The organism is Photobacterium piscicola (assembly GCF_900166965.1).
In the GTDB taxonomy this organism is placed as follows: domain Bacteria; phylum Pseudomonadota; class Gammaproteobacteria; order Enterobacterales; family Vibrionaceae; genus Photobacterium; species Photobacterium piscicola.
Genome location: NZ_FUZI01000012.1, coordinates 55,994 through 80,661 on the forward strand (window position 1 = coordinate 55,994; position 24,668 = coordinate 80,661).

The 24,668-nt window shown below is 41.0% G+C and carries 21 protein-coding genes and 1 rRNA gene; 15 read left to right on the plus strand and 7 right to left on the minus strand.

The features are described from left to right. The first annotated feature begins 1 nt into the window (after position 1). The 13 genes from ispC to CZ809_RS18530 all read left to right on the plus strand — a co-directional run bounded on the left by ispC (position 2) and on the right by CZ809_RS18530 (position 17,216). A complete protein-coding gene (ispC, locus tag CZ809_RS18470) occupies positions 2–1,198 on the plus strand; it encodes a 1-deoxy-D-xylulose-5-phosphate reductoisomerase (protein ID WP_080159001.1) in 1,197 nt (398 codons plus the stop codon). Continuing rightward, a complete protein-coding gene (gene rseP / locus CZ809_RS18475) occupies positions 1,195–2,550 on the plus strand; it encodes a sigma E protease regulator RseP (RefSeq protein ID WP_080159002.1) in 1,356 nt (451 codons plus the stop codon). Before ispC ends, rseP begins: the two co-directional genes overlap by 4 nt. Positions 2,551–2,586: 36 nt before the next feature. Continuing rightward, the gene (gene bamA / locus CZ809_RS18480; protein ID WP_080159003.1) at positions 2,587–4,992 is read left to right on the plus strand and encodes an outer membrane protein assembly factor BamA; all 2,406 of its coding nucleotides are present in this window, start codon (positions 2,587–2,589) and stop codon (positions 4,990–4,992) included. A gap of 17 nt (positions 4,993–5,009) precedes the next feature. Continuing rightward, entirely contained in the window at positions 5,010–5,519 is a 510-nt protein-coding gene (locus CZ809_RS18485; RefSeq protein ID WP_080159004.1) for an OmpH/Skp family outer membrane protein, read from the plus strand. A gap of 103 nt (positions 5,520–5,622) precedes the next feature. Then, positions 5,623–6,651 carry a UDP-3-O-(3-hydroxymyristoyl)glucosamine N-acyltransferase gene (gene lpxD / locus CZ809_RS18490; RefSeq protein WP_080159005.1) on the plus strand — a complete coding sequence of 343 codons (1,029 nt, stop codon included), beginning with the start codon at positions 5,623–5,625 and terminating at the stop codon, positions 6,649–6,651. A gap of 92 nt (positions 6,652–6,743) precedes the next feature. Continuing rightward, positions 6,744–7,199, plus strand: coding sequence for a 3-hydroxyacyl-ACP dehydratase FabZ (gene fabZ, locus CZ809_RS18495; protein ID WP_045037461.1), 456 nt, complete (start codon positions 6,744–6,746; stop codon positions 7,197–7,199). Beyond that, entirely contained in the window at positions 7,196–7,984 is a 789-nt protein-coding gene (gene lpxA / locus CZ809_RS18500) for an acyl-ACP--UDP-N-acetylglucosamine O-acyltransferase (protein ID WP_080159006.1), read from the plus strand. Before fabZ ends, lpxA begins: the two co-directional genes overlap by 4 nt. Then, positions 7,984–9,126, plus strand: a complete 1,143-nt coding sequence (gene lpxB, locus CZ809_RS18505) for a lipid-A-disaccharide synthase (protein WP_080159007.1) — start codon at positions 7,984–7,986, stop codon at positions 9,124–9,126. The genes lpxA and lpxB overlap by 1 nt, the downstream gene beginning before the upstream one ends. Before the next feature lie 5 nt (positions 9,127–9,131). Beyond that, entirely contained in the window at positions 9,132–9,743 is a 612-nt protein-coding gene (gene rnhB / locus CZ809_RS18510) for a ribonuclease HII (protein ID WP_080159008.1), read from the plus strand. 120 nt (positions 9,744–9,863) lie between these two features. Beyond that, positions 9,864–13,343, plus strand: a complete 3,480-nt coding sequence (gene dnaE / locus CZ809_RS18515; protein WP_080159009.1) for a DNA polymerase III subunit alpha — start codon at positions 9,864–9,866, stop codon at positions 13,341–13,343. Positions 13,344–13,414: 71 nt separating this feature from the next. Beyond that, positions 13,415–14,374: an acetyl-CoA carboxylase carboxyl transferase subunit alpha gene (accA, locus tag CZ809_RS18520; RefSeq protein ID WP_080159010.1), complete on the plus strand. Its 960-nt coding sequence runs from the start codon at positions 13,415–13,417 to the stop codon at positions 14,372–14,374. Positions 14,375–14,517: 143 nt separating this feature from the next. Next, positions 14,518–15,834, plus strand: coding sequence for a tRNA lysidine(34) synthetase TilS (gene tilS / locus CZ809_RS18525; RefSeq protein WP_080159011.1), 1,317 nt, complete (start codon positions 14,518–14,520; stop codon positions 15,832–15,834). Positions 15,835–16,004: 170 nt separating this feature from the next. Then, on the plus strand, positions 16,005–17,216 hold the full coding sequence (locus CZ809_RS18530) for an aromatic amino acid transport family protein (RefSeq protein WP_080159012.1): 1,212 nt from the start codon (positions 16,005–16,007) through the stop codon (positions 17,214–17,216). 92 nt (positions 17,217–17,308) lie between these two features. Here the strand turns inward: CZ809_RS18530 and CZ809_RS18535 are convergent, their stop codons facing one another. The 7 genes from CZ809_RS18535 to metN form a co-directional block, all read right to left on the minus strand. Beyond that, complete coding sequence (locus CZ809_RS18535; protein WP_080159013.1) at positions 17,309–17,497, minus strand: DUF4250 domain-containing protein; 189 nt, start codon at positions 17,495–17,497, stop codon at positions 17,309–17,311. Between the two features lie 3 nt (positions 17,498–17,500). Further along, a complete protein-coding gene (locus tag CZ809_RS18540; protein WP_080159014.1) occupies positions 17,501–17,704 on the minus strand; it encodes a YaeP family protein in 204 nt (67 codons plus the stop codon). A 185-nt stretch (positions 17,705–17,889) separates the two neighbouring features. After that, positions 17,890–19,605 (minus strand): proline--tRNA ligase, encoded by a 1,716-nt coding sequence (locus tag CZ809_RS18545; protein WP_080159015.1) that lies wholly within the window; start codon positions 19,603–19,605, stop codon positions 17,890–17,892. A 126-nt stretch (positions 19,606–19,731) separates the two neighbouring features. Continuing rightward, positions 19,732–20,433: a tRNA (N6-threonylcarbamoyladenosine(37)-N6)-methyltransferase TrmO gene (gene tsaA / locus CZ809_RS18550; protein WP_080159016.1), complete on the minus strand. Its 702-nt coding sequence runs from the start codon at positions 20,431–20,433 to the stop codon at positions 19,732–19,734. Positions 20,434–20,532: 99 nt separating this feature from the next. Next, on the minus strand, positions 20,533–21,348 hold the full coding sequence (locus CZ809_RS18555; protein ID WP_080159017.1) for a MetQ/NlpA family lipoprotein: 816 nt from the start codon (positions 21,346–21,348) through the stop codon (positions 20,533–20,535). A gap of 52 nt (positions 21,349–21,400) precedes the next feature. Beyond that, positions 21,401–22,087: a methionine ABC transporter permease gene (locus CZ809_RS18560; protein ID WP_080159018.1), complete on the minus strand. Its 687-nt coding sequence runs from the start codon at positions 22,085–22,087 to the stop codon at positions 21,401–21,403. Further along, positions 22,077–23,111, minus strand: coding sequence for a methionine ABC transporter ATP-binding protein MetN (gene metN, locus CZ809_RS18565; RefSeq protein ID WP_080159019.1), 1,035 nt, complete (start codon positions 23,109–23,111; stop codon positions 22,077–22,079). The genes CZ809_RS18560 and metN overlap by 11 nt, the downstream gene beginning before the upstream one ends. Positions 23,112–23,404: 293 nt before the next feature. Here metN and gmhB point away from each other — a divergent pair, with 293 nt between their 5' ends. Next, entirely contained in the window at positions 23,405–23,962 is a 558-nt protein-coding gene (gmhB, locus tag CZ809_RS18570; protein ID WP_080159020.1) for a D-glycero-beta-D-manno-heptose 1,7-bisphosphate 7-phosphatase, read from the plus strand. Positions 23,963–24,573: 611 nt separating this feature from the next. Beyond that, a 16S ribosomal RNA gene (locus CZ809_RS18575) occupies positions 24,574–24,668 on the plus strand; the annotation flags it as partial.

The window sequence follows — 24,668 nt, forward strand, 5'->3', positions numbered from 1 at the left end:
TATGCGTAAGTTAACGATTCTTGGTGCTACGGGCTCGATTGGCAGTAGTACCTTAGCGGTAGTCGCTCAAAACCTTGATTCTTTTGAAGTTACCGCATTAGCTGCGGGTTCTAATGTCGACAAAATGTTTGAACTGTGTCAACAATGGCGACCGAAATATGCGGCAATGGCATCTGTAACTGCCGCTGAACAACTTAACAACTTAGTGGTGCAAGCAGGGTTAAACATTCAAGTCTCTGGTGGTGATGACGCTATTTGTCACGTCGCAGCATTAGATGAAGTTGATACGGTTATGGCTGCCATCGTTGGTGCTGCAGGTTTATTACCTACTATGGCTGCGGTTAAAAAAGGTAAGCGCATTTTATTAGCCAATAAAGAAGCATTGGTTATGACCGGGCAGATGTTTATTGATGCCTGTGAAAAATACGGGGCAGAATTATTGCCCGTTGATAGCGAACATAATGCTATTTTTCAAGCATTACCTGCTGAAATTCAACGCCGTATGGGACGTTGTGATTTAGCGGCTCATGGCGTTAGTAAGGTATTATTAACCGGTTCCGGTGGTCCGTTCCGCTATACTGATATCAATACATTAGATGCTGTTACACCGGCAATGGCGATTGCACATCCGAATTGGTCTATGGGACCTAAAATTTCGGTTGATTCTGCAACCATGATGAATAAAGGCTTGGAATACATTGAAGCGCGATGGTTATTCAATGCCAGTCGCGAACAAATGCAGGTGATTATTCACCCACAATCAGTGATCCACTCAATGGTGCAATATAAAGACGGTTCAGTCATCGCACAGATGGGATTACCTGATATGTGCACGCCAATTGCATGTGCAATGGCATACCCACAACGGATTGAATCTAGCGTGGCACCACTTGATTTTAGTCAGATCGGTGAGTTTACTTTCATGGCTCCTGATTTTGATCGCTATCCATGTTTGAAACTGGCTATTGATGCTTGCTATAAAGGTCAAGCAGCAACCACCACCTTAAATGCGGCCAATGAAATTGCTGTTGCTGCCTTTTTAGCCAATGAAATTCTTTTTACTGATATTGCGAAAGTAAACAAGTTAGTGTTAGACACCGCAGTATTAACTGAACCTAATGATATTGATGCCGTAATGGTGCTCGATAAACAAGCGCGTGAGCTTGCTTTAGACATTATTGCGAAGGAATTTGCATGATTGAATTTATCCGTAATTTAAGCGCTTTTTTAGTTGCTCTTGGTATTCTGATCGCCGTTCACGAGTTTGGCCATTTTTGGGTCGCTCGTCGTTGTGGTGTCTATGTTGAACGCTTTTCTATTGGCTTTGGTAAAGCTTTATTTAATCGCGTCGGTAAAGATGGTACAGAATACACATTAGCGCTGATACCACTGGGTGGTTACGTGAAAATGCTTGATGAGCGGGTAGCTGAGGTTCCGCCTGAGAAACGTCATATGGCGTTTAATAATAAGAAAATTTGGCAACGAAGTGCTATTGTTGCGGCAGGTCCAATGGCAAATTTTGTGTTTGCTATCTTTGCTTATTGGGTGGTGTACCTGATTGGCGTGCCTGCTTTAAAGCCTGTTATCGGTGAAGTTGCGCCACAATCTATTGCGGCGAAAGCGGGAATTATTCCAGGAATGGAACTAAAATCAGTTTCTGGACTCGAAACATCTGATTGGGAATCTGCCAATATGGCATTAATTTCTCAAATTGGAGATAAGCAAGTTGTGATAACTGCACAAGAGCCTGACAGTTCGGTTGTGGTTTCACGTACACTTGATTTAACCGACTGGTCTTTTGATCCTGAATCCCAGCGCGTGTTGACGACATTAGGTATTTCGCCATTTACACCGCCAATTACGCTAACTGTTTCACAACTTGTTGATAATAGTGCAGCAATTGATGCAGGATTTGAATTAAATGATAAGATTGTCGCTGTTGATGATAAATCAGTAACGCAGTGGCAGCAATTTGTTGATGCTGTTCGTAGTCATCCAGGCAAAACGCTACAAGTTGAAGTTTTACGTGATGGGGAACCAGTGATGTTATCATTGACACCTCGTGTAAAAGTTGAAGCTGATGGTAAAGAAGTTGGCTATGTAGGATTGGCACCAAGTATTGAACCTTGGCCAGCATCGTACAAAGTGAATTTACAGTTTGGTCCAATTGATGCGGCGATCAAAGCGACCGAAAAAACCGGTCAATTAGTGTCACTAACGTTTGATATGGTCACTAAGCTTGTGACTGGTGATGTTGCAATGAAAAACCTTAGTGGACCGATATCTATCGCTAAGGGAGCCGGAATGACCGCCGAATTTGGCTTAGTCTATTTCCTCGGTTTCTTAGCCTTGATCAGTGTTAACCTAGGCATTGTAAACCTATTACCTTTACCTGTGCTTGATGGCGGACATTTAATGTTCTTTGCTATCGAGGCGGTAACTCGTCGTCCTGTATCTGAACGAATTCAGGATATTGGCTATAGAGTGGGATCAGCCATTTTGGTTGCGTTAATGGCGGTTGCGCTATTCAATGATTTTACCCGACTTTAATAAATGCGTATTTAGCAAGGAATAATCAGTACAGTAATGGCGATTAAAAAACTGTTAGTCGCATCGCTGCTTTTGACAAGTAGCGTTGCGCATAGCGCGGAAAATAAATTTGTAGTTGATAACATTCGTTTTGAAGGTCTTCAACGAGTCACTATGGGTGCAGCATTGTTAAAGATGCCTGTTCGTGTCGGTGATACTGTTGATCCACAGGATATTTCAGCATTAATCAAATCTCTTTATTCTTCCGGCAACTTTGAAGATATTAAGGTCTATCGAGACGGTAATACGTTATTGGTTGATGTAAAAGAGCGTCCAACGATTGCTGATATCACTTTTGCTGGCAATAAAGCTATCAAAGATGAGCAATTAAAAGAAAATCTTGAAGCATCAGGTTTACGTGTTGGTGAAGCGCTAGATAGAACAACATTATCTAAGATTGATAAAGGTCTAGAAGATTTTTACTACAGTGTGGGTAAATATAACGCTACTGTAGAAGCGGTTGTGACGCCTTTGCCTCGTAACCGTGTTGATATTAAATTCGTTTTCACTGAGGGTGTATCCGCTAAAATTAAGCAGATCAATATCCTTGGTAATCATGTTTTCAGTGATGCTGATTTGGTCGGTAAGTTTAAGCTTAAGGACAGTGTGCCTTGGTGGGACTTTATGGCGAATGAAAAGTATCAAAAACAAGTTCTGCAAGGCGACTTAGAAACATTACGCTCACAGTATCTCAATAATGGTTATTTAAAGTACCGCTTAGAATCAACGCATGTTGCAATCTCTCCTGATAAAAAAGGCGTGTACATTACTTTAAAAATTCATGAAGGTGAGCAATACAAGGTTAAAAACGTTAAGTTCCAAGGTGACGTTAGTGGCCGTGTTGCTGAGTTTGATAAGTTAGTAACCTTTAAAGCAGGCAGTGTCTATAATGGTGCTGAAGTAACAGCCTTAGAAGAAGCTGTTAAGCGTGACTTAGGTAAAGCAGGTTATGCTTACCCTAAAGTGACCATCATGCCTGAGTTTGATGATGCTGCACATCAAGTATCCTTGATCGTTAATGTTGAACAAGGTAAGCGTGTATATGTGCGAAATATTGAATTTAGTGGTAATAACACCACTAAAGATGAAGTATTACGTCGTGAAATGCGCCAAATGGAAGGTTCATGGCTCAACGCTAAATCAATTGAAACGGGTAAGCAACGTCTAAACCGTACTGGTTTCTTTGAAAATGTTGATGTACAAACTGTCCGTGTTCCTGGTTCTGATGATCAGGTTGATGTGAAGTACAAAGTTAAAGAAGCGAACTCTGGTAGTGTCAATTTCGGTGTGGGTTACGGTACTGAATCAGGTATTAGTTTCCAGGCGGGTTTAACCCAGAAAAACTTCTTGGGTACAGGTAATTTATTTGGCATTAATGCAATGACCAATGATTACTCTAAGAACATTAGCCTTGAATACAAAGATCCGTACTTCACGATTAACAACGTTAGTCTTGGTGGTAAGATTTACTACAACGAGTTTGAAGCATCAGATGCTAATATCTCGGATTACACCAACCAAAGTTACGGTGCAAGTTTAACATGGGGCTTCCCATTTAATGAATTGAACTACTTTGATTTTAGCTTGGGTTATGATCATAACAAGATCTCTAATATTCAAGATTACTATCAGATTGAGCAATTTAAGAAGATCCATGGCTTTGATGAAAACAGTGATAATGCGATTGAACTTGATGACTTCAGCTGGAGTATTTCATGGACGCGTAACCATTTAAACCGTGGTTATTTCCCAACATCAGGTAATTACCAGAATGCATCATTTAAGATGACCATTCCGGGGTCGGATTCACAGTACTTCAAGACGCAATATGATGTTCGCCAGTACATTCCATTAACAGAAAAACAAGACTACACCTTATTACTTCGTGGTAAGTTGGGTTACGGCAATGGTTACGGTAAAACAGATAATGGCAGCGATCAGCTAATGCCATTCTACGAAAACTATTATGCGGGTGGTTTTACAACTATTCGTGGTTTCCGTTCTAATACTGTGGGCCCTAAAGCTGTGTATGGTGAAGGCCAAGGTAACAACCAACAAGGTGTTGTTAGTGATGAGTCTACAGGTGGTAATGCTATTGCTCTAGCAAGTATGGAATTAATTGTTCCAACACCATTTGCTTCACAAGAAGTTAAAAACCAAGTACGTACGAGCTTCTTCGTTGATGCTGGTTCGGTGTGGGATACTGAATTCCACCCTGATTATACTAACGCGAGTTCATTACCAGATTATTCAGATCCCGGTATGATTCGAGCGTCGTACGGTGCTGCATTACAGTGGATGTCCCCAATGGGTCCACTTGTATTCTCGGTTGCGAAACCAATCAAGAAATATGAAGGGGATGATGAAGAGTTCTTCACATTCACCATTGGTCAGTCATTCTAATTTTTAAGGAGAGTCTTTTGAAACAGTGGATTAAAGCAGCAAGTTTAGGTTTAGTAATTTTATCTTCATCTATGTACGCTAATGCGGCAGAAGCTGCACAAAAAATTGGTTACGTGTCTACAGGTCAGGCTATGTCTGAGTTAGCTACACGTTATAAAGTACAAGAGAAATTGCAAAAAGAATTCAGCGGCCGTGTGGCAGCTTTACGTTCGATTGAAGGTAAAATGAAAACCAAAATCGAAAAGATGAAGCGTGATGGTGAACTAATGACGCCAACACAACGTACTGACATTCAACGTCAACTTGCAGCCCTTGATTCTGATTATAAGCTAAAAGCAAAAGCGTTAGCTGAAGATCAACGTCGTCGTGGTATGGAAGAAGAGCAAAAGCTTGTTAAGAAAATCCGTACAGCGATCGACACTGTAGCGAAGAAAAATGGTTACAATGTTGTGCTAGATGCACAAGCAGTATTGTTTGCAAGTAAGAGCGATGACTTATCATCTAAAGTTATTGCAGCAGTAAAATAAAGCAGTAACCCTGTGGTAAACGTTGTAGCTGGCGAATTCAGCTGCAACTTTTGATCTAACAGCCACCTCTAGGTGGCTGTTGTTACAAGAGAGATAGGATAAAATGGCTGTAATTACTCTTGCTGAATTAGCGGATAAATTAGGTGCAGAGCTCCATGGCGATGACACAACTGAAATTCACTCAATAGCTGCGATGGGCAAGGCTACTACAGGGCAAATCACGTTCCTTTCTGATAGCAAGTACCGTCAACAGCTTACTGAGTGTCAAGCGGATGCAGTAATGCTACGAGAAGCGGATGTCGAATTTTTCAAAGGCAACAAGCTCGTCGTAAAAGATCCTTATCTTAGCTATGCGTTAGTGGCTCAACTTCTTGATACAACACCTGTTGCGGCGACTGATATTGCTGCTTCAGCTTATATTGATCCAACAGCTACGGTTGGTAGTAATGTTGCTATTGGCCACAATGCTGTGATCGAAGCTGGCGTACAATTGGGCGATAACGTTCAAATTGGTGCGGGTTGTTTTATCGGTAAAAATGCCATTATTGGTAACAACACCAAGTTGTGGGCAAATGTCACTATCTATCATGATGTAGTGCTAGGTTCACAATGTCTTGTGCAATCAAGTACCGTTATTGGTGCTGATGGTTTCGGTTATGCGAATGATAAAGGTGAGTGGGTTAAGATCCCTCAGTTAGGTTCGGTACGCATTGGCGATCGCGTTGAAATTGGTGCTTGTACTACTATTGACCGTGGTGCACTAGAAGATACTATTATTGCTGACAATGTGATTATTGATAACCAAATGCAAATCGCCCATAACGTGCAGATCGGCTATGGTACAGCAATGGCGGGTGGTACTATTGTGGCTGGCAGTACTACAATTGGTAAATATTGTATTATTGGTGGCGCTTCTGTACTCAATGGTCATATCAAGATTGCTGATGGCGTAACCATTACCGGTATGGGAATGGTCATGCGTAGTATTGAAGATAAAGGTATGTATTCTTCAGGTATTCCGCTGCAACCTAACAAAGAGTGGCGTCGAACAGCTACCCGGGTTCATCGCATTGATGATATGAATAAACGTCTAAAGGCAGTTGAAAAACAACTTAAAGCCAACGACGAATAATTTTTTATCAGCATTGACTGGCCTGCCTTGTGTAGGCCGTTTTGCATTTTCATCGCATATTTTTTATATCTTTTTAAGACAGGAATTTAGTTTTGACGACCGAAAATAAGACGTTAAACATCACCGAAATTCAGGCACTTCTTCCTCATCGTTACCCATTTCTTATGATTGATCGTGTAACCAATTATGATGAAGGTAAAACCTTAACCGCTATTAAAAATGTTTCTGTCAATGAGCCACAATTTACGGGTCACTTCCCTAATATGCCAGTATTTCCTGGTGTGTTGATTTTAGAAGCAATGGCACAAGCAACAGGTTTATTAGCGTTTAAAACCTTTGGTGCGCCAGCAGAAAATGAACTGTACTACTTTGCTAGCATTGATAAAGCAAAGTTTCGTAAGCCAGTAGTACCTGGTGATCAAATGATTCTTGAAGTTGAATTTATTAAAGAACGTCGTGGTATCGCGTTATTTAATGGTATCGCTAAAGTTGATGGCGAAACGGTATGTTCAGCAGAACTTAAGTGTGCGAGACGAGTATTCTCATGATTCATGACAGTGCGAAAATTCACCCATCGGCAGTGATTGAAGATGGGGTAATCATTGGCGCTAACGTTACAGTTGGTCCATTTACCTATATTGCAACTGGGGTTGAAATTGGTGAAGGCACTGAGGTGATGTCTCATGTCGTCATTAAAGGGCCAACAGTTATAGGTAAAGATAACCGTATTTTCCCGTTTGCAATTGTCGGTGAAGAGTGCCAAGACAAGAAGTTCAGTGGTGAAGCGACACGCTTAGAAATTGGTGATCGTAATGTGATTCGTGAAAGCGTTCAGATTCACCGTGGCACCACACAAGATAAAGGTGTGACAGTTGTTGGTAACGACAATTTATTATGTGTTAATGCTCACATTGCGCATGATGTGGTTGTTGGCGATCATACCCACATTGGTAACAACTCCATTTTAGGTGGTCATGTTACGGTGGGTGATTATGCAGGTGTAATGGCATTATCTGCGATTCATCCATTCTGTACTGTGGGTGCTTACAGCTACGTTGGTGGTTGTTCTGCCGTGGTACAAGATGTACCGCCGTATGTATTAGCTCAAGGTAACCACGCTAAACCGTTTGGTTTAAACATTGTTGGCTTGCAGCGTAATGGGTTTGAAAAGCCAGAATTACACGCTATTCGTCGCGCTTATAAAGAAATTTATCGTTCAGGAAAAACACTGGCTGAAGTGAAACCAGTGCTTGCTGAAATGGCAAAAGATTGGCCGTCAGTTGCACGTTTTTCTGAATTACTTGATAACTCAGAACGCGGTATTATTCGCTAATGACGAAGCCTCTTCGAATAGCTATTGTCGCCGGAGAAATCTCCGGCGATATTTTAGGTGCCGGTTTTATTCAAGCCGTAAAAGCCCAATATCCCGATGCTGAATTTGTGGGTATTGCGGGGCCTCGCATGCAAGCTCAAGGCTGTGAAGCACTGTTTGATATGGAAGAGTTAGCCGTGATGGGGATCGTTGAGGTTCTTGGACGACTACCGCGGTTATTCAAAGTTAAAGCTGAATTAGTCAAATATTTCAGTGCTAATCCGCCAGATGTGTTTGTCGGTATTGATGCGCCAGATTTTAATTTACGACTTGAGAAAGACTTAAAAGATCGTGGCATTAAAACGGTGCACTATGTTAGTCCATCTGTGTGGGCATGGCGTCAAAAGCGAATCTTTAAAATTGAAGCGGCAACGAATTTAGTGTTGGCTTTTCTGCCATTTGAAAAAGCATTTTACGATAAATTTAATGTGCCATGTCAGTTTGTTGGTCATACCATGGCCGATACGATTCCATTGCAAACCGATCAAGTTGCAGCGCGTGAATTACTTGGTTTAGATCCAACTAAACGTTGGTTAGCCGTGCTTCCTGGTAGTCGTGGCAGTGAAATGGCCATGCTTGCAGAGCCTTTTATTCAAACTTGCCAAAAGCTCAAAGCAAAACACCCTGAGCTAGGGTTTGTGGTTGCATTGGTGAATGAAAAACGTCGTGCTCAATTTGAACAAGCATGGCAAGCGACTGCGCCTGAATTAGATTTTGAATTAGTGGATGATACTGCTCGAAATGTCATGATAGCGGCGGATGCGGTGTTACTCGCATCAGGTACGGTGGCATTAGAGTGTATGCTCGTGAAGCGCCCAATGGTGGTTGGCTATAAAGTGAAGCCACTCACTGCGTGGATTGCCAAGCGAATGCTAAAAACGAAGTATGTTTCATTACCTAACATCATGGCCGATCGTGAATTAGTGACCGAACTACTTCAAGATGATTGCACGCCAGAGAAGTTATTCCATGAAGTTGATAATATCCTTTATGGTGACATGAGTGCATTAATGGCGCAGTTTGAAAGCATGCATAAAACCATTCGTTGTAATGCTGATGAGCAAGCAGCAAAAGCCGTGTTAGCATTAATCGATAAGGCATAGTCATTATGGCTGAAAAACAAGATTTCCCACCTTTTGTCTATCCGCAAGCCAACTGTATTGCGGGAGTAGATGAAGTTGGTCGTGGTCCATTAGTGGGCGCGGTCGTGACAGCAGCAGTGATTTTAGATCCTAATAATCCGATTGTGGGATTAACTGATTCTAAAAAATTGAGCGAGAAAAAACGTAATTTACTGTTTGATGAAATCAAGCAAAAGGCATTGGCATGGTCACTTGGCCGTTGTGAAGCAGACGAAATTGATCAGTTGAATATTTTGCAAGCGACAATGGTTGCTATGCAACGCGCTGTAGCTGGGCTACATATTCAGCCTGATTTTGTACTGATTGATGGTAATAAAACACCAGCGTTACCTATGGCTGCACAAGCGGTGGTGAAGGGCGACTTACGGGTGGCTGAAATCAGTGCGGCGTCAATTATTGCCAAAGTAACACGTGATCGTGAAATGGAAATCCTCGATGCAGAGTTTCCACAATATGGCTTTGCTAAGCATAAAGGTTATCCAACCAAAGCCCATTTTGCAGCATTAGAACAATATGGCGCGATTGACCAGCATCGAAAAAGTTTTAAACCTGTTAAGCGCGTACTAGGGCTTGATTAAGTCTTTGTGATTGCGTGATAAAAAGGCGAACCATTTGGTATCGCCTTTTTTTATACGGCGAATGACTACTCGATCGGGTATAATTTTTGTTAATTAAGTAATGTAATGAATTAGGTTGTCATGGCAGAACCCCGTTTTATCCACCTTCGAGTTCATAGTGATTATTCAATGATCGATGGCTTGGCGAAAGTGAAACCTATCGTTAAGCGCGCGACTGAACTTGGCATGCCAGCACTGGCTTTAACTGATTTCACTAACCTCTGTGGTTTGGTGAAGTTTTATTTTGCTGCCCATGATGCAGGTATGAAGCCGATTATTGGTGCTGATTTTAAAGTCCAAAGCCAAGAAATGGGCGATGAGCTATTTGAACTCACTATTTTAGCGGCCAATAATGAAGGTTATAAAAATCTAACATTATTAATTTCAGAAGCGTATCAGCGTGGCCATGTTCAGCATCAACCTGTGATTGATAAAGAATGGCTAATTAAACACCGTGAAGGGTTAATCATTTTATCCGGTGGAAGAACGGGCGATGTTGGACGTGCATTACTAAAAGGCAATCAACAGCTGACGGATACTTGTGTTGCTTTTTATCAAACATATTTTCCTGATAATTATTATTTAGAATTGGTGCGAACAGGTCGTGTTGATGAAGATGCTTACCTGCATTTCGCCATTGAACTTGCTGAAAAATATGATTTGCCTGTGGTTGCTACCAATGATGTACGATTATTGACCGCTGACCAATTTGATGCTCATGAGATTCGCGTTGCTATCCATGATGGTTACACCATGGTCGATCCTAATCGACCTAAGCTTTACAGTGAACAGCAATATTTGCGCAGCGAAGATGAGATGTGCGAGTTGTTTGCTGATATCCCTGAAGCACTGCAAAACTCGGTAGAAATCGCCAAACGCTGTAATGTGACAGTACGTTTAGGGGAATATTTCCTGCCGAATTTCCCTACTGGTGACATGAGTATCGAAGACTTCTTGGTGACTAAATCCCAACAAGGTCTTGAAGAGCGACTTGAATTTCTATTTCCTGATCCCGCGGTTCGCGCCCAACGTCGCCCTGAATATGATGAACGCTTAGAAATCGAATTGAAAGTTGTCAACCAAATGGGTTTCCCTGGTTACTTCTTGATCGTAATGGAATTTATTCAGTGGTCAAAAGATAACGATGTTCCTGTAGGTCCTGGTCGAGGGTCAGGTGCTGGTTCATTAGTGGCTTACGCGTTAAAAATCACTGACTTGGATCCGCTAGAATTTGACTTACTGTTCGAACGTTTTCTTAACCCCGAACGTGTTTCCATGCCCGATTTCGATATCGACTTTTGTATGGATAAACGTGATTTAGTGATTGATCACGTTGCTGAAATGTATGGCCGTAATGCGGTATCACAGATCATTACTTTCGGTACTATGGCTGCTAAAGCGGTTATTCGTGATGTGGGTCGTGTGCTTGGTCATCCGTATGGTTTTGTCGATCGTCTTTCTAAATTAATTCCAGCAGAACCTGGAATGACGCTCGAAAAAGCGTTTGAAGTTGAGCCTCAATTAGGCCAATCGTATGAAGCAGATGAAGAAATTCGTGATCTGATTGATATGTGTCGCATTTTAGAAGGTGTAACACGTAACGCAGGTAAACACGCTGGTGGTGTGGTTATTTCACCGACAACCATCACTGATTTTGCACCATTATATTGTGATGCAGAGGGTAATAACCCCGTCACCCAATTTGATAAAAATGATGTAGAAACCGCGGGCTTAGTGAAGTTCGACTTCTTGGGTTTACGGACATTAACCATCATTGATTGGGCGTTAGGGATGATCAACCCACGCCGTGTCGAGCAAGGATTAGAGCCGGTTAATATTGCTGCAATTCCTATGGCGGATAAAAAGTCATTTGATATGTTGCAACGCTCTGAATCAACCGCTGTATTCCAGCTCGAATCTCGCGGTATGAAAGATCTGATCAAACGTCTACAGCCTGACTGTTTTGAAGATATGATCGCCTTGGTGGCACTTTTCCGTCCCGGTCCGTTACAATCAGGCATGGTAGATAACTTTATTGACCGTAAGCATGGTCGAGAAGCAGTATCGTACCCGGATGAAAAATGGCAACACGAATCGCTAAAAGAAATTCTTGATCCTACCTACGGCATTATTCTGTATCAAGAACAGGTAATGCAGATCGCACAGGTTCTAGCAGGTTACACTCTTGGTGGTGCCGACATGCTACGTCGTGCGATGGGTAAGAAAAAACCATCGGAAATGGCGAAACAGCGTGCCGTATTTGAGCAAGGTGCTATCGACAACGGGGTTGATGGCGAATTGTCGATGAAGATCTTTGACTTGGTAGAGAAATTTGCCGGTTATGGTTTTAACAAATCACACTCTGCTGCTTATGCGTTAGTGTCGTATCAAACATTGTGGTTAAAAGCCCATTATCCAGCCGAGTTTATGGCCGCGGTAATGACGGCTGATATGGATAATACTGATAAGATCATTAGCTTGGTTGATGAATGTCACCGCATGAATCTTAAATTATTGCCGCCAGATGTGAATAAAGGTCTGTACCGCTTCAATGTTGATGATGAAGGCGCAGTCGTTTATGGTATTGGCGCGGTTAAAGGTGTCGGTGAAGGCCCGATTGAAAATATTATTAGTGCCCGCGAAAAAGACGGCCACTTTAAAGATTTATTTGATTTCTGTGCCCGTATTGACACTAAAAAGGTCAATAAGCGTGTGCTTGAGAAGCTGATTAAATCGGGTGCATTGGATCGATTAGGGCCAAACCGTGCTGCAATGTTAGCAACACTTGATGATGCGATTAAAGCGGCGAGTCAATATCATAAAGCGCAAGAGTCGGGTCAAGAAGATCTGTTTGGTGTTTTAACTGAAGCCCCAGAAGAAGTTGAACATGCCTATGCTAATATTGCCGAAGCGCCTGAAAGCGTTTGGCTTGAAGGTGAGCGTGAAACATTAGGGTTATACTTAACAGGTCACCCAATTAATGCTTACATCTCTGAATTAAAACATTACACCACCTGGCGTTTAAAAGATGCGCAGCAAACAGGACGTGATAAAGTAGCGTCTGTTGCAGGACTTGTGATCGCTGCTCGGGTGATGACAACCAAGCGTGGTAGCCGTATTGGTTTAATGACATTAGATGATCGTTCGGGTCGTATGGAGGTGATGTTATTCACCGATGCCCTCGATCGTTACATAGATTTGCTCGAAAAAGACAAAATAGTGGTCGTATCTGGACAGGTCAGCTTTGATGATTTCAATGGTGGCCTTAGAATGTCAGCTCGTGAAGTGCTCGATATTTCAGAAGCACGAGAAAAACATCTTCGTGGTGTCGCTATTTCGGTAACCGAAGAGCAAATCGACGAACAATTTTTTTCCCGTTTCAGCCAAGTGTTGGAACCGCATAGAGCAGGTACTGTTCCTGTTCATATGTATTATCAGCGCTCGAATGCTCGGGCCAAGTTTACCTTAGGAACAGAGTGGCGCGTAACGCCTGCCGATAAATTATTGTCGGATTTAAAAATGCTCTTAGGTGATAAACAGGTCGAGCTTGAGTTTAATTAAGTTAGCTTGTTATTTGTGGTAGGGTATAACCAAACCCTATCATTAAAATAAGCAAAAGGATTTTAAGTGGTATGAGCCTGAACTTCCTCGAGTTTGAACAACCGATTGCAGAATTAGAAGCAAAGATTGAAGCACTACGTGATGTATCACGCCGTGATGAGTCTAACTCGGTTGATCTTGAAAAAGAAATTGAGCAACTAGAAAAGAAAAGCCTCGAATTAACTAAGAAAATCTTTGGTGATCTTGGTGCCTGGCAGGTTGCGCAACTCGCACGCCATCCTCAGCGCCCATATACTTTTGATTATGTCGAGCACATGTTCGAAGAGTTTGATGAATTAGCCGGTGATCGTGCTTTTGCTGACGATAAAGCGTTAGTGGGCGGTATTGCGCGTATTGATGGTCGTCCAATTATGGTTATTGGTCATCAAAAAGGACGTGGTACGACTGAAAAAGTTAAACGTAACTTTGGCATGCCAAAACCAGAAGGCTATCGTAAAGCGTTACGCCTAATGAAAATGGCAGAGCGTTTTAAAATGCCGATTGTTACTTTCATCGATACTGCGGGTGCATACCCAGGTGTTGGTGCCGAAGAACGTGGCCAATCAGAAGCAATCGCAATGAACCTCAAAGTAATGGCTGGCCTGACTGTGCCTGTTATTTGTAATGTGGTTGGTGAAGGCGGTTCTGGTGGTGCGTTAGCGATTGGTGTGGGTGATTGCGTTAACATGTTGCAATACTCAACCTATTCAGTGATTTCACCTGAAGGTTGTGCTTCAATTTTATGGCGTGATGCTGATAAAGCACCACAAGCTGCTGAAGCGATGGGTCTAACAGCACCTCGTTTAAAAGAGCTTGAGCTAATCGATAATATTATCGAAGAGCCATTAGGTGGCGCACACCGTAACATGCCATTAATGGCAAATACGTTAAAAGCACAAATTAAAGCGACATTAGAAGAGTTAGATCAGTTAGATACTGAAGAACTGCTTGAACGTCGTTACCAGCGTCTAATGAGTTACGGTTACTGTTAATCGTTGTTATTTTTACGCTTTAAGAAGGTCAGCATAATGCTGGCCTTTTTTTATCTTTTTATGTTAGCCAATGCTGTTTGTGAGTGTCGGTTGGTGTACTGCTGGTATAGACTAGATAGTCTGTTTTTAAAAGATATAAGCCAATGTTGTATTCTCATTTTTGCCATCAAATATTTGTCAATCCACCTCAAACAAAACGGTTAGTATTAGCGTTAAGTGGTGGGTTAGATTCTCGTGTAATGTTGGATTTACTGGCTCGATTTATTAAGGAATATCCTGATTATCATGCTCATGCTGTCTATGTTCATCATGGACTGAGTTCCAATGCAGATCGTTGGGCGCAACAATGTGTTACTTGGTCAATAGCAAGTGGTATTGGTTGTGACATTGAGCGAGTACAGTGTGAGTTAGGCGGTGGAGCGAGTGTCGAACAAGCCGCTCGTGATGCCCGTTATCACGCGTTATCACAGCATATTCAATGTGGGGATACATTGCTGACTGCACAGCATGCTGATGATCAAATTGAAACGGTATTATTAGCCTTAAAGCGGGGGAGTGGACCTGCGGGTTTGGCAGCAATGCCAGTGTTAACCTCATTTGCAACTGGACAACATTTACGGCCGTTATTAACCATTCGTCGTGCAGATATTGAAGCTTATGGTAAACAACATCAATTACAATGGGTGGAAGATGAAAGTAATTTAGATCAACGTTACGATCGCAATTTTATTCGCCATCAAATAACACCATTGCTAAATGATCGCTGGCCGGGAATTCGTAAAGCGGTCAGTCGTAGTGCGCATTTATGTGGTGAACAAGAAGCTTTATTAGAAGAGTTATTAAGTTATCAGCTCCAACAAGCACTAAAAGATGATGGTAGTTTATATATTGCGGAAAATATCAATGCTCGTTTAGGAATGGCTTTGATTCGACAATGGTTAAAACAACAGGATGTGATCATGCCATCATTGGCACAGCTTGAACAAATTTGGTTTAATTTAGTCCAAGCCAAAGTCGATGCTAATCCACAAGTGTGTTGGCAACAGTATCAAGTACGTCGTTACCAACAGCAGTTATATCTGTTAGAACAATGGCCAGACATTAGTGATTGGCAGCATGAAGTGATAATTAACCAACCATGCCAATTACCACAAGCATTAGGGTGTGTGTGTTTGCAGCAACAAGCCCAAGCAGGATTACGTTTACCTTATGCAGATGAAGTGGTCTCTATTCGGTTTGATTATTTAGGCCCAGAGATAAAACCACAAGGCCGCAGCGGTAAGCGTAAGTTTAAAAAATTACTCCAAGAATATCAGGTGCCGAGTTGGTTACGTCGCCGTACACCAATGCTATTTTATGGTGAGCAATTAGTTGCGATGGCTGGGGTATTTGTTGTCGATGAGTTTATTGCTCCAGTAACAGCAATCACAACGGTGCAGTTTATATGGCAACGTTCATAATTCCTTGATGGACTCTTTTTATAATAAAACCGCATATGTTAATTTGTTTAACATATGCGGTTGTTAAATAAATATTTATTCAGATCGATATTCTTTTGTTGCTAAAATATTAGAGGCATATTATTGTACTAGTTCGCTGATACAAAATAGATGCTAATAAAGGATAGAACATGAGTAAACCATCGACACTTGGAGGTGCATGCATTATTGCTAGTGTGTGCGTAGGTGCAGGCATGCTTGGATTGCCAAGTGCAGGTGCTGGCGCATGGACATTATGGACTGTACTTGCGATCTCAGTAACGATGGTGATGATGACATTATCTGGTTGGTTATTACTTGAAGCCTTAAAGCATTATGATTTTAAAGTGTCATTTAACACCATTACAAAAGATGTATTGAAAAGTAAAGTGAATGCGATCAATAACCTCTCGTTGTATTTTGTTGGTGGTATTTTGCTTTATGCTTATATTTCTTCATCAGGTATGATTTTTGGCGGTATATTCGATATCAATGCTAAATTAGCGTCAGTGTTATTTGTGATTGCATCGTCTGTTTTTGTGCTTCATTCAACTCGCGCCGTTGATCGTATTTCGGTGCTGTTGATCATTTTTATGGCGATCAGTTTTATTATTGGTATTTCAGGTCTGGCGACCAATATTCAGTTACCAACATTGCTTGATAGTATCGATTCTCAAACCAGCCTTTCTCCTTATGCTCTCGCTATTTTACCCGTAGCATTAACTTCTTTTGGTTATCATCATTCAGTAAGCACCATGCGTGATTATTACCGTGATGAAAATCGTGCTAAAAACGCTATTTTAGGCGGTACCTTGATTGCATTAACGTTTTATGTGATTTGGGTGGTGTGTATTTTTGGTAATTTACCGCGTACACAATTCGGCCCTATTGTCGCCGCTGGTGGTAGTGTTGATGCGTTAATGACTGCATTGGGTAGCGTTGTGAGCTCTAACAGTGTTAAGCAAGCTTTAAATATTTTCTCGATTGCCGCTGTTGTGTCATCATTTATTGGTGTTGGTTTAGGGGTATTTGATTATCTGGCGGATTTCTTTGGTTTTGAAGACACTAAGCAAGGCCGCTTTAAAACATGGGCGGTGACTTTTATTCCACCACTGGTGTTCTCATTATTTGCTCCGTTTGGATTTGTAGCGGCGATTGGTTTAGCGGGTGCTGCTGCGACGATTTGGACTTGTATTATTCCAGCATTGTTAGCTAAAAAACTGCGTCAGCGTCAACCTGAGCAACAAGGGTTTGTTGTACCTGGTGGCAATGTTACCATTTATGCGGTAATAATCTTTGGCGTATTAACTGCGTGTTTCCATTTATTAGCGATGGCTGATGTACTGCCGATATTCCAAGGTTAATTGAGTCATTACACCAAAGAAATGTTATTTAATAAGTATAAAAAACGGCACTGATGAGTGCCGTTTTTTTATTTGATGTTTATAAGTCAACGTTAACGAAACTGCTGTACTTCAGGTAAGAAATCAAAGCCACCGGTGGCTAATTTTGCAATTAATTGTTCACGATCGATATCAAAAAATTTGACTAAATCATCGAGGGTATTAAATTCATCGCGGATCTTCATGTTGACGATACTCATCAACATCACAGTATCCATAGTTTCAAATTTTGATAAATCCATTGTTTAGTCCTCGTGATCACTGATCAATAAGTTGGCGGCGGCAAAAGCTGCACGTTCACGTACGTCTAATGGTAATTCAGTATTAGCGGCAATATCATCCAATGTTTTAATTGCACACTTAATTGCCGTGGGAATATAGCCTTGATCACCACTGCCAATTTGAGAGTAAGTCATTCGAATTAGCTCACAACATTGATAAACTTGCATGGTCTTTCCTTTGCCTAAAAATATTCACATAAGATCAGAGTGACGAATGTTATGTGAATATACTTAAGCGATTATTGAGTTGAATATTATCATAGCCGTGAAAGAGATAAAAAATATTTGTGATAATTTAGTTATAAAAAAAGCTGCCTAAATGGGCAGCTTTTTTAAATTTATATGGTTGTTAATTAAGCCATTTTTTGCTTAAGAAAGTCCATAACATCAGCAGCAATCACTGCTTCTTTAGTACCTGTACGGCGGTTCTTATATTCCATCTCACCATTTTCAAGGCTACGATCGCCAATTACGATAGTGTGAGGAATACCGATTAATTCCATGTCAGAGAACATCACACCTGGACGTTCTTTACGATCATCAAATAATACTTCGATACCCATTGCAGTAAGATCGGCGTATAGCTTCTCAGCTGCTTCCTGAACGCGCTCTGATTTATGCATGTTCATTGGTACGATAGCCACTTGGAAAGGCGCTAGAGCGTCAGGCCAGATGATGCCGTATTTATCATTGTTTTGTTCGATAGCTGATGCTACAACACGTGATACACCGATACCGTAACAACCCATTTCTAGAATTGAACTCTTACCGTTCGAATCAAGTACGCTACAGTTCATCTTATCAGAGTAAGTAGTACCTAACTGGAAGATATGACCGACTTCGATACCACGTTTTAGCATCAACGTACCTTGGCCACATGGGCTTGGATCGCCTTCAACGACGTTACGTAGATCATCAACACGGCCAAGTTCAACATCACGACCCCAGTTGATACCGATGTTGTGTTTACCGTCAACGTTAGCACCAGCAGCAAAGTCACTCATTACCGCAACACTGTGATCAACGATAAACGGTAGTTCAAGGCCCACAGGACCTAGAGAACCAGCACCAGCACCGATAAGCTCACGCATTTCTTCTTCCGTCGCCATCTCTAATGGAGATGCAACTTCTGCAAGGTTTTCTGCTTTGATTTCGTTAAGTTCGTGGTCACCACGGATGATCAATGCCACGATAGGTGCGTCGATTTCATCAGAAGCTTTAACGAATAACGTCTTCACTGTTTTTTCGATAGCAATGCCGTGTTGTTCAACCAATTCTGCAATAGTTTTTGCATTTGGCGTATCAATAATGGTCATTGCTTGTGTTGGTTCAGCACGCTCAACAGCAGGTGCAATAGCTTCTGCTTTTTCGATGTTAGCAGCGTAATCAGATTCAGTAGAGAATGCGATTAAGTCTTCGCCGCTTTCGGCTAGTACGTGGAACTCTTGAGAACCATTACCACCGATTGCGCCTGAGTCAGCTAATACTGGACGGTATTCAAGACCCATACGGTCAAAAGCTTTACAGTAAGCAGCATGCATAGTATCGAAAGACTTTTGTAAGCCGTCTTTATCGATATCAAAGCTGTAAGCATCCATCATGCAGAATTCACGTGCACGCATTACGCCAAAACGTGGGCGACGTTCATCACGGAATTTAGTCTGAATTTGGTATAAATTAAGTGGCAGTTGCTTGTATGAGCTTACTTCGTTACGTACAAGACTAGTGATCACTTCTTCTGCGGTTGGGCTTAGTACAAACGGACGGAAATGACGGTCAGTAAAGCGAAGTAGTTCAGGACCCATCTTTTCAGAGCGGCCTGTCTCTTCCCATAGTTCAAACGGCTGAACAACGGGCATCAAGGTTTCGATTGCGCCTGCATTGTCGATTTCTTGGCGAACGATGTTTTCGACTTTACGCAGCACACGCAGACCTGTAGGTAGCCAGGTATATAGACCTGAAGCTAACTTACGGATCATGCCTGCACGTAGCATTAGTTGGTGACTAATGACTTCTGCGTCGTTTGGAGTCTCCTTCAGGGTAGAAAGAAGATATTTACTGGTACGCATTGATGGTATCCGTTATTGATAAAAGGAAAGAGAAGGAACTGATGTTCCACCCGTCAGTATCATGACGATAGCCTGTTATATTACCAGTCTCGGCGCTATTCGCCAAAGATAACTACATAAGATCTATTATTGATTAATAGTATCGATACTAATTACCGTAACAATGGGCTCAGTCACCATAAAATGAATGTTAAAATTAAATAAATTTACCGCATAAACTTTATTGTCAGGCTTGCCTTTTTTATAGGCTGGGCGTGGATCTTGAGCTAAGACTTCAGTGATCACGGCGCGATGATAATCGGCTTGTTTGCCACGTAATTGTTGTTGAGCATGCTCGCTAAACTGAACATCGAATATTGGTGGTTGTTCAGAGGCAAAACCACCTAAGGCATTGGGTAAACTGTCTGAGTAGGGAATATAAGGCTTAATATCAACAATCGGCGTACCGTCAACTAAGTCGGTTCCTCCTACATCAATGATCACTTGGCCATTATGATGTCGTACTCCTTTTAATTTAACGGCTGACATTCCAATACCATTGGGACGAAAAGTGGCGCGACTTGCAAAAACACCAATTCGTTCATTACCGCCAAGACGTGGAGGACGTACTGTTGGCCGCCAACCTGCCTTCAAATTTTGGTCAAATAAAAATAATAACCATACATGGCTAAATTGTTCGATGCCACGCACCGCTTCTAGGGAGTTAGCTTCACCTTGTAAAATAACTTCACAGCGAGCACTGGGGACGAGTCCTGGTTGACGAGGGACTGCAAACTTTTCTTTATAAGGAGAGTGGACGATACCGATAGGTTCAATGCTATAAGCCATCAAATTAAGCCAATGTTAAGCTGAAGATAATGAATCAATATAACATAAAAAGCAGGCACTAAGGCCTGCTCTTAAATGATGTGTTGCTAATTGGTGTGATTACCAGCCTTTAACAGCGCCACCTTTAAAGATAGTCTGAGCTGAATTATAAACTTCATCTGATTGATAAGCTTGAATGAACTTTTGTACATTTTCAGCATTAACGTTATCTTCACGAGCGACAATAATATTAACGTAAGGTGATTGTTTATCTTCTACGAAAATACCATCTTTTTCAGGTGTTAAGTTTAAGCTACTAGCGTAAGTATTATTAATTACGGCTAATGCAACATCATCTAAAGAACGTGGCAATTGAGCGGCTTCTAATTCTACGATTTTAAGATTTTTAGGATTATTCACAATATCTAATACTGTTGCGGTTAAGCCTGTATTTGGTTTTAGTGTAATTAGACCTTGTTGTTGTAATAATAATAAAGAACGGCCAAGGTTAGTGGGATCATTGGGTACTGCAATTTGATCTCCATCTTTTAATTCATCCAGTGATTTTATTTTATTTGAATAGCCAGCAATAGGGTATACAAATGTATTGCCAGCAATCGCAAATTTATAACCACGATCTTTAATTTGTTGATCTAAATATGGCTTATGTTGAAAAGCATTAGCGTCAATAGAGCCCTCTGCTAATGCTGCATTAGGTGATACATAATCTGTAAAAGTAACTAATTCAACATCAAGCCCATATTTATCTTTTGCTTGTTTAGCAGCAACTTCTGCTACTTGTTCTTCAGCTCCCGCCATGACACCAATTTTTACTTTACTGTTATCAATGGGGGTTTCTTGCTCACTACAGCCTGTTAATGTGATAGCTGCAGCAACGCCGGCAATGGCAAAAAGGTGTTTAAGATTGAACGCCATAGTATTACTCCTTAAATGGGCTTTCCTTGATGATATAAAAAATCTTTTGTTACTAACGGTGATCGACACGTTTCACTAAGTGATCACCAATTGATTGAATAAGTTGGACTAAAATAACAAGCATAATGACGGTGATAGCCATGACGGTGCCATCAAAACGCTGATAACCATAACGAATACCGACATCACCCAACCCTCCGCCACCTACGGTCCCCGCCATGGCGGAATAACTAATTAAAGTCACTAAAGTAATGGTGATCGCATTAATAATGCCGGGTAAAGCTTCGGGTAATAATACCTTGGCGATAATTTGCATCGGGGTTGCACCCATAGCTTGTGCTGCTTCTATTAGTCCTGTTGGAATTTCTAATAACGCCCCTTCAACTAAACGCGCGATGAAGGGAATTGCACCGACTGTTAGTGGCACAATGGCGGCAGCGGTACCAATGGAACTGCCAACCACAAATCGCGTAAAAGGAATAATGGCAACTAACAGAATAATAAAAGGGATTGAACGGCCAATATTAACCACAATACCTAGAATTTTATTTAAAACGGGGTTTTGCCATAAACCATTTTTTTTGGTGAGGTGTAATGTGACACCAAGAGGAATACCAATAACGAAGCCAATGAAACCGGACACCAACACCATGGTTAAGGTTTGTCCCAATGCTTCGATAAGTAATTCAGTTAGGCGCTGATTGCTCTGCCACCATGTTGTTATTGCATCAAGCGACATATCCTAGTACCTCAACATTTAATTTGTGATCACGTAAAAACCTAATAGCGTTATCAATGGCAGTTTGAGTACCAAAGAACTCGGCAAGCATTAATCCAAACTTAACTCCGCCGGCATAATCCATATTTGAACTAAGAATACTGATATCAAGATTAAACTCGCGTGCAACTTGGCTAATTAACGGCGCATCAACAGAGTCTCCAGTAAATTCCAGCCTAATAAGGGGATAACTTCCTTTTACCGAGGTTGGTGTCATTCTTAATTGATAATCTTCAGGAATCGATAAATCTAACGTTGAGCGAATAAACGCTTTAGCTAATTCAGTTTTCGGGTGTGCAAAAATATCACCGACAAGGCCTTGTTCGACCAATTCACCACCACCAATAATCGCAACTTGATGACAGATACGTTTAACCACATCCATTTCATGAGTAATCAATAAAATAGTTAAGTTAAGTTGCTGATTAATTTTACGTAATAAAGCCAGTATTGATTGCGTTGTTGCGGGATCAAGTGCGCTGGTGGCTTCATCACACAATAAAACTTTGGGATCAGAGGCTAAAGCTCGTGCGATAGCTACCCGTTGTTTTTGACCACCACTTAAGTTTGATGGATAGCTATTACGTTTATCTTCTAGACCAACTAATGACAGTAACTGAGTAACCTTGGTATTTATTTCGAGTGTTGAAAGACCAGCAAGCTCAAGTGGTAATGCAATGTTGGCATAAACGGTGCGTGATGAAAGCAAATTAAAATGCTGAAAAATCATTCCAATTTTACGACGAGCTAAAGTTAATTCATTAGATGAGAGGGTGGTTAAATCAATACCATCAACAATAACATTACCTGTTGTTGGCTTTTCTAATAAATTCACACATCGAATGAGCGTACTCTTTCCTGCTCCTGATGAACCAATCACACCGAAAATTGTTCCCTGTTCTATGCTGAGATTAATATCTTTTAGCGCATTGATTGCTTTCTCACCTTGATAGAACACTTTATTGACTTGTTTTATTTCTATCATTGAACTTCCTGATTAATTAGATGCAATCCATTATGTGCAAATAGTGCTATATTGCATTTATTGTTAATAATTGGTTGTATCAGTTAAAATATATCAACTGCTGTTAAGTTGATGCTATTTCCAATCGCTTTTTAAGTCAATAGCTATTTTTACGGCTAGACGTCTAAATGGTTGTGGGGTTTATTACAGTACTCTGTTCATGGCTAATCAGTCTTGTGGATGTGATAACTAATACTTTTCAATACCAACTCGTGACATAATCAAACCAATATCTAATTGTTGAGGGCTTTCTTTTGGCCAAACCAGCTGTCTTTATTGATCGTGATGGCGTAATAAACGTTGATCGCGGCTATGTACATACTGTTGATGATTTTGAATACATTGATGGTGTTTTTGATGCATGTAAAAAATTCAAAGAAATGGGTTACTTACTTGTTTTAGTTACTAATCAATCTGGTATTGCTCGTGGTATCTTCAGCGAAGATGAGTTTATTTCTTTGACTGAATGGATGGATTGGAATTTCGAAGATCAAGATATTGAATTTGACGGTATTTACTATTGCCCACACCACGCAACGGAAGGCAAAGGTGAATATTTACAAGATTGTGATTGTCGTAAACCAAATCCAGGCATGTTTATCTCGGCGCAAAGTCACTTGAATATTGATATGTCAAAATCAGTAATGATTGGTGATAAAGCCGATGATATGAAAGCAGCGATAGCGGCAGATGTTGCTTTTAAAGTATTAGTACGTACAGGTAAAGCGATCACTGAAGAAGGTGAAGCTCTAGCAGATGCTGTTTTAGACAGCGTTAAGAATGTACCAGCATGGCTCGCTGAAAACGCGTAATTGTTCATGTTATAAAGCAGTAGGTGATCTACTGCTTTTATTTTAGAGGTTATCAATTAAAGCTTTGCGTCTTATCTTTCTACTTCCTACTCATTGTGAAACACCACGTCTTGTTTATCCCTTCTAGCTTGTTTACAGCTTCTTTTTATTTTATTGCTGCTTTAATTTTCATTTCATCACTTTTAACGACTATTAAAATGCGATTTAGATACAAGATTAAATGTAGTTATTATTAATTTTTGATTAAAAAATGGATGCAATATGATTTTTTGAACAAAAATAAAGCGGTTGATTGTTTTGGTATAAAAAAACTATTGTCAGCTTCAAAAATCTCCCTATAATGCGACCTCACTGACACGGACAACGGCGCAAGCGGTTACCGAAAGTCAGTATTGTTCTTTAACAATTTGACCATGCAATCTGTGTGGGCACTCGTTGAATAGTTAAGTCGAAAGATTTATCAATGAACTGAGTGACCAATACAAATAACTACGGTTATTTGGCACAGTCAATTCATTACCATTCTGTTGGAATGGTAATAGCTTTAAAATTACTAAGGTAGTTTTGAAGTCAGTATTCATTGAGCCGTTTCGAAAGAAACAACAAAACTTTAATTGAAGAGTTTGATCATGGCTCAGATTGAACGCTGGCGGCAGGCCTAACACATGCAAGTCGAGCGGTAACAGAAAGAAAGCTTGCTTTCTTT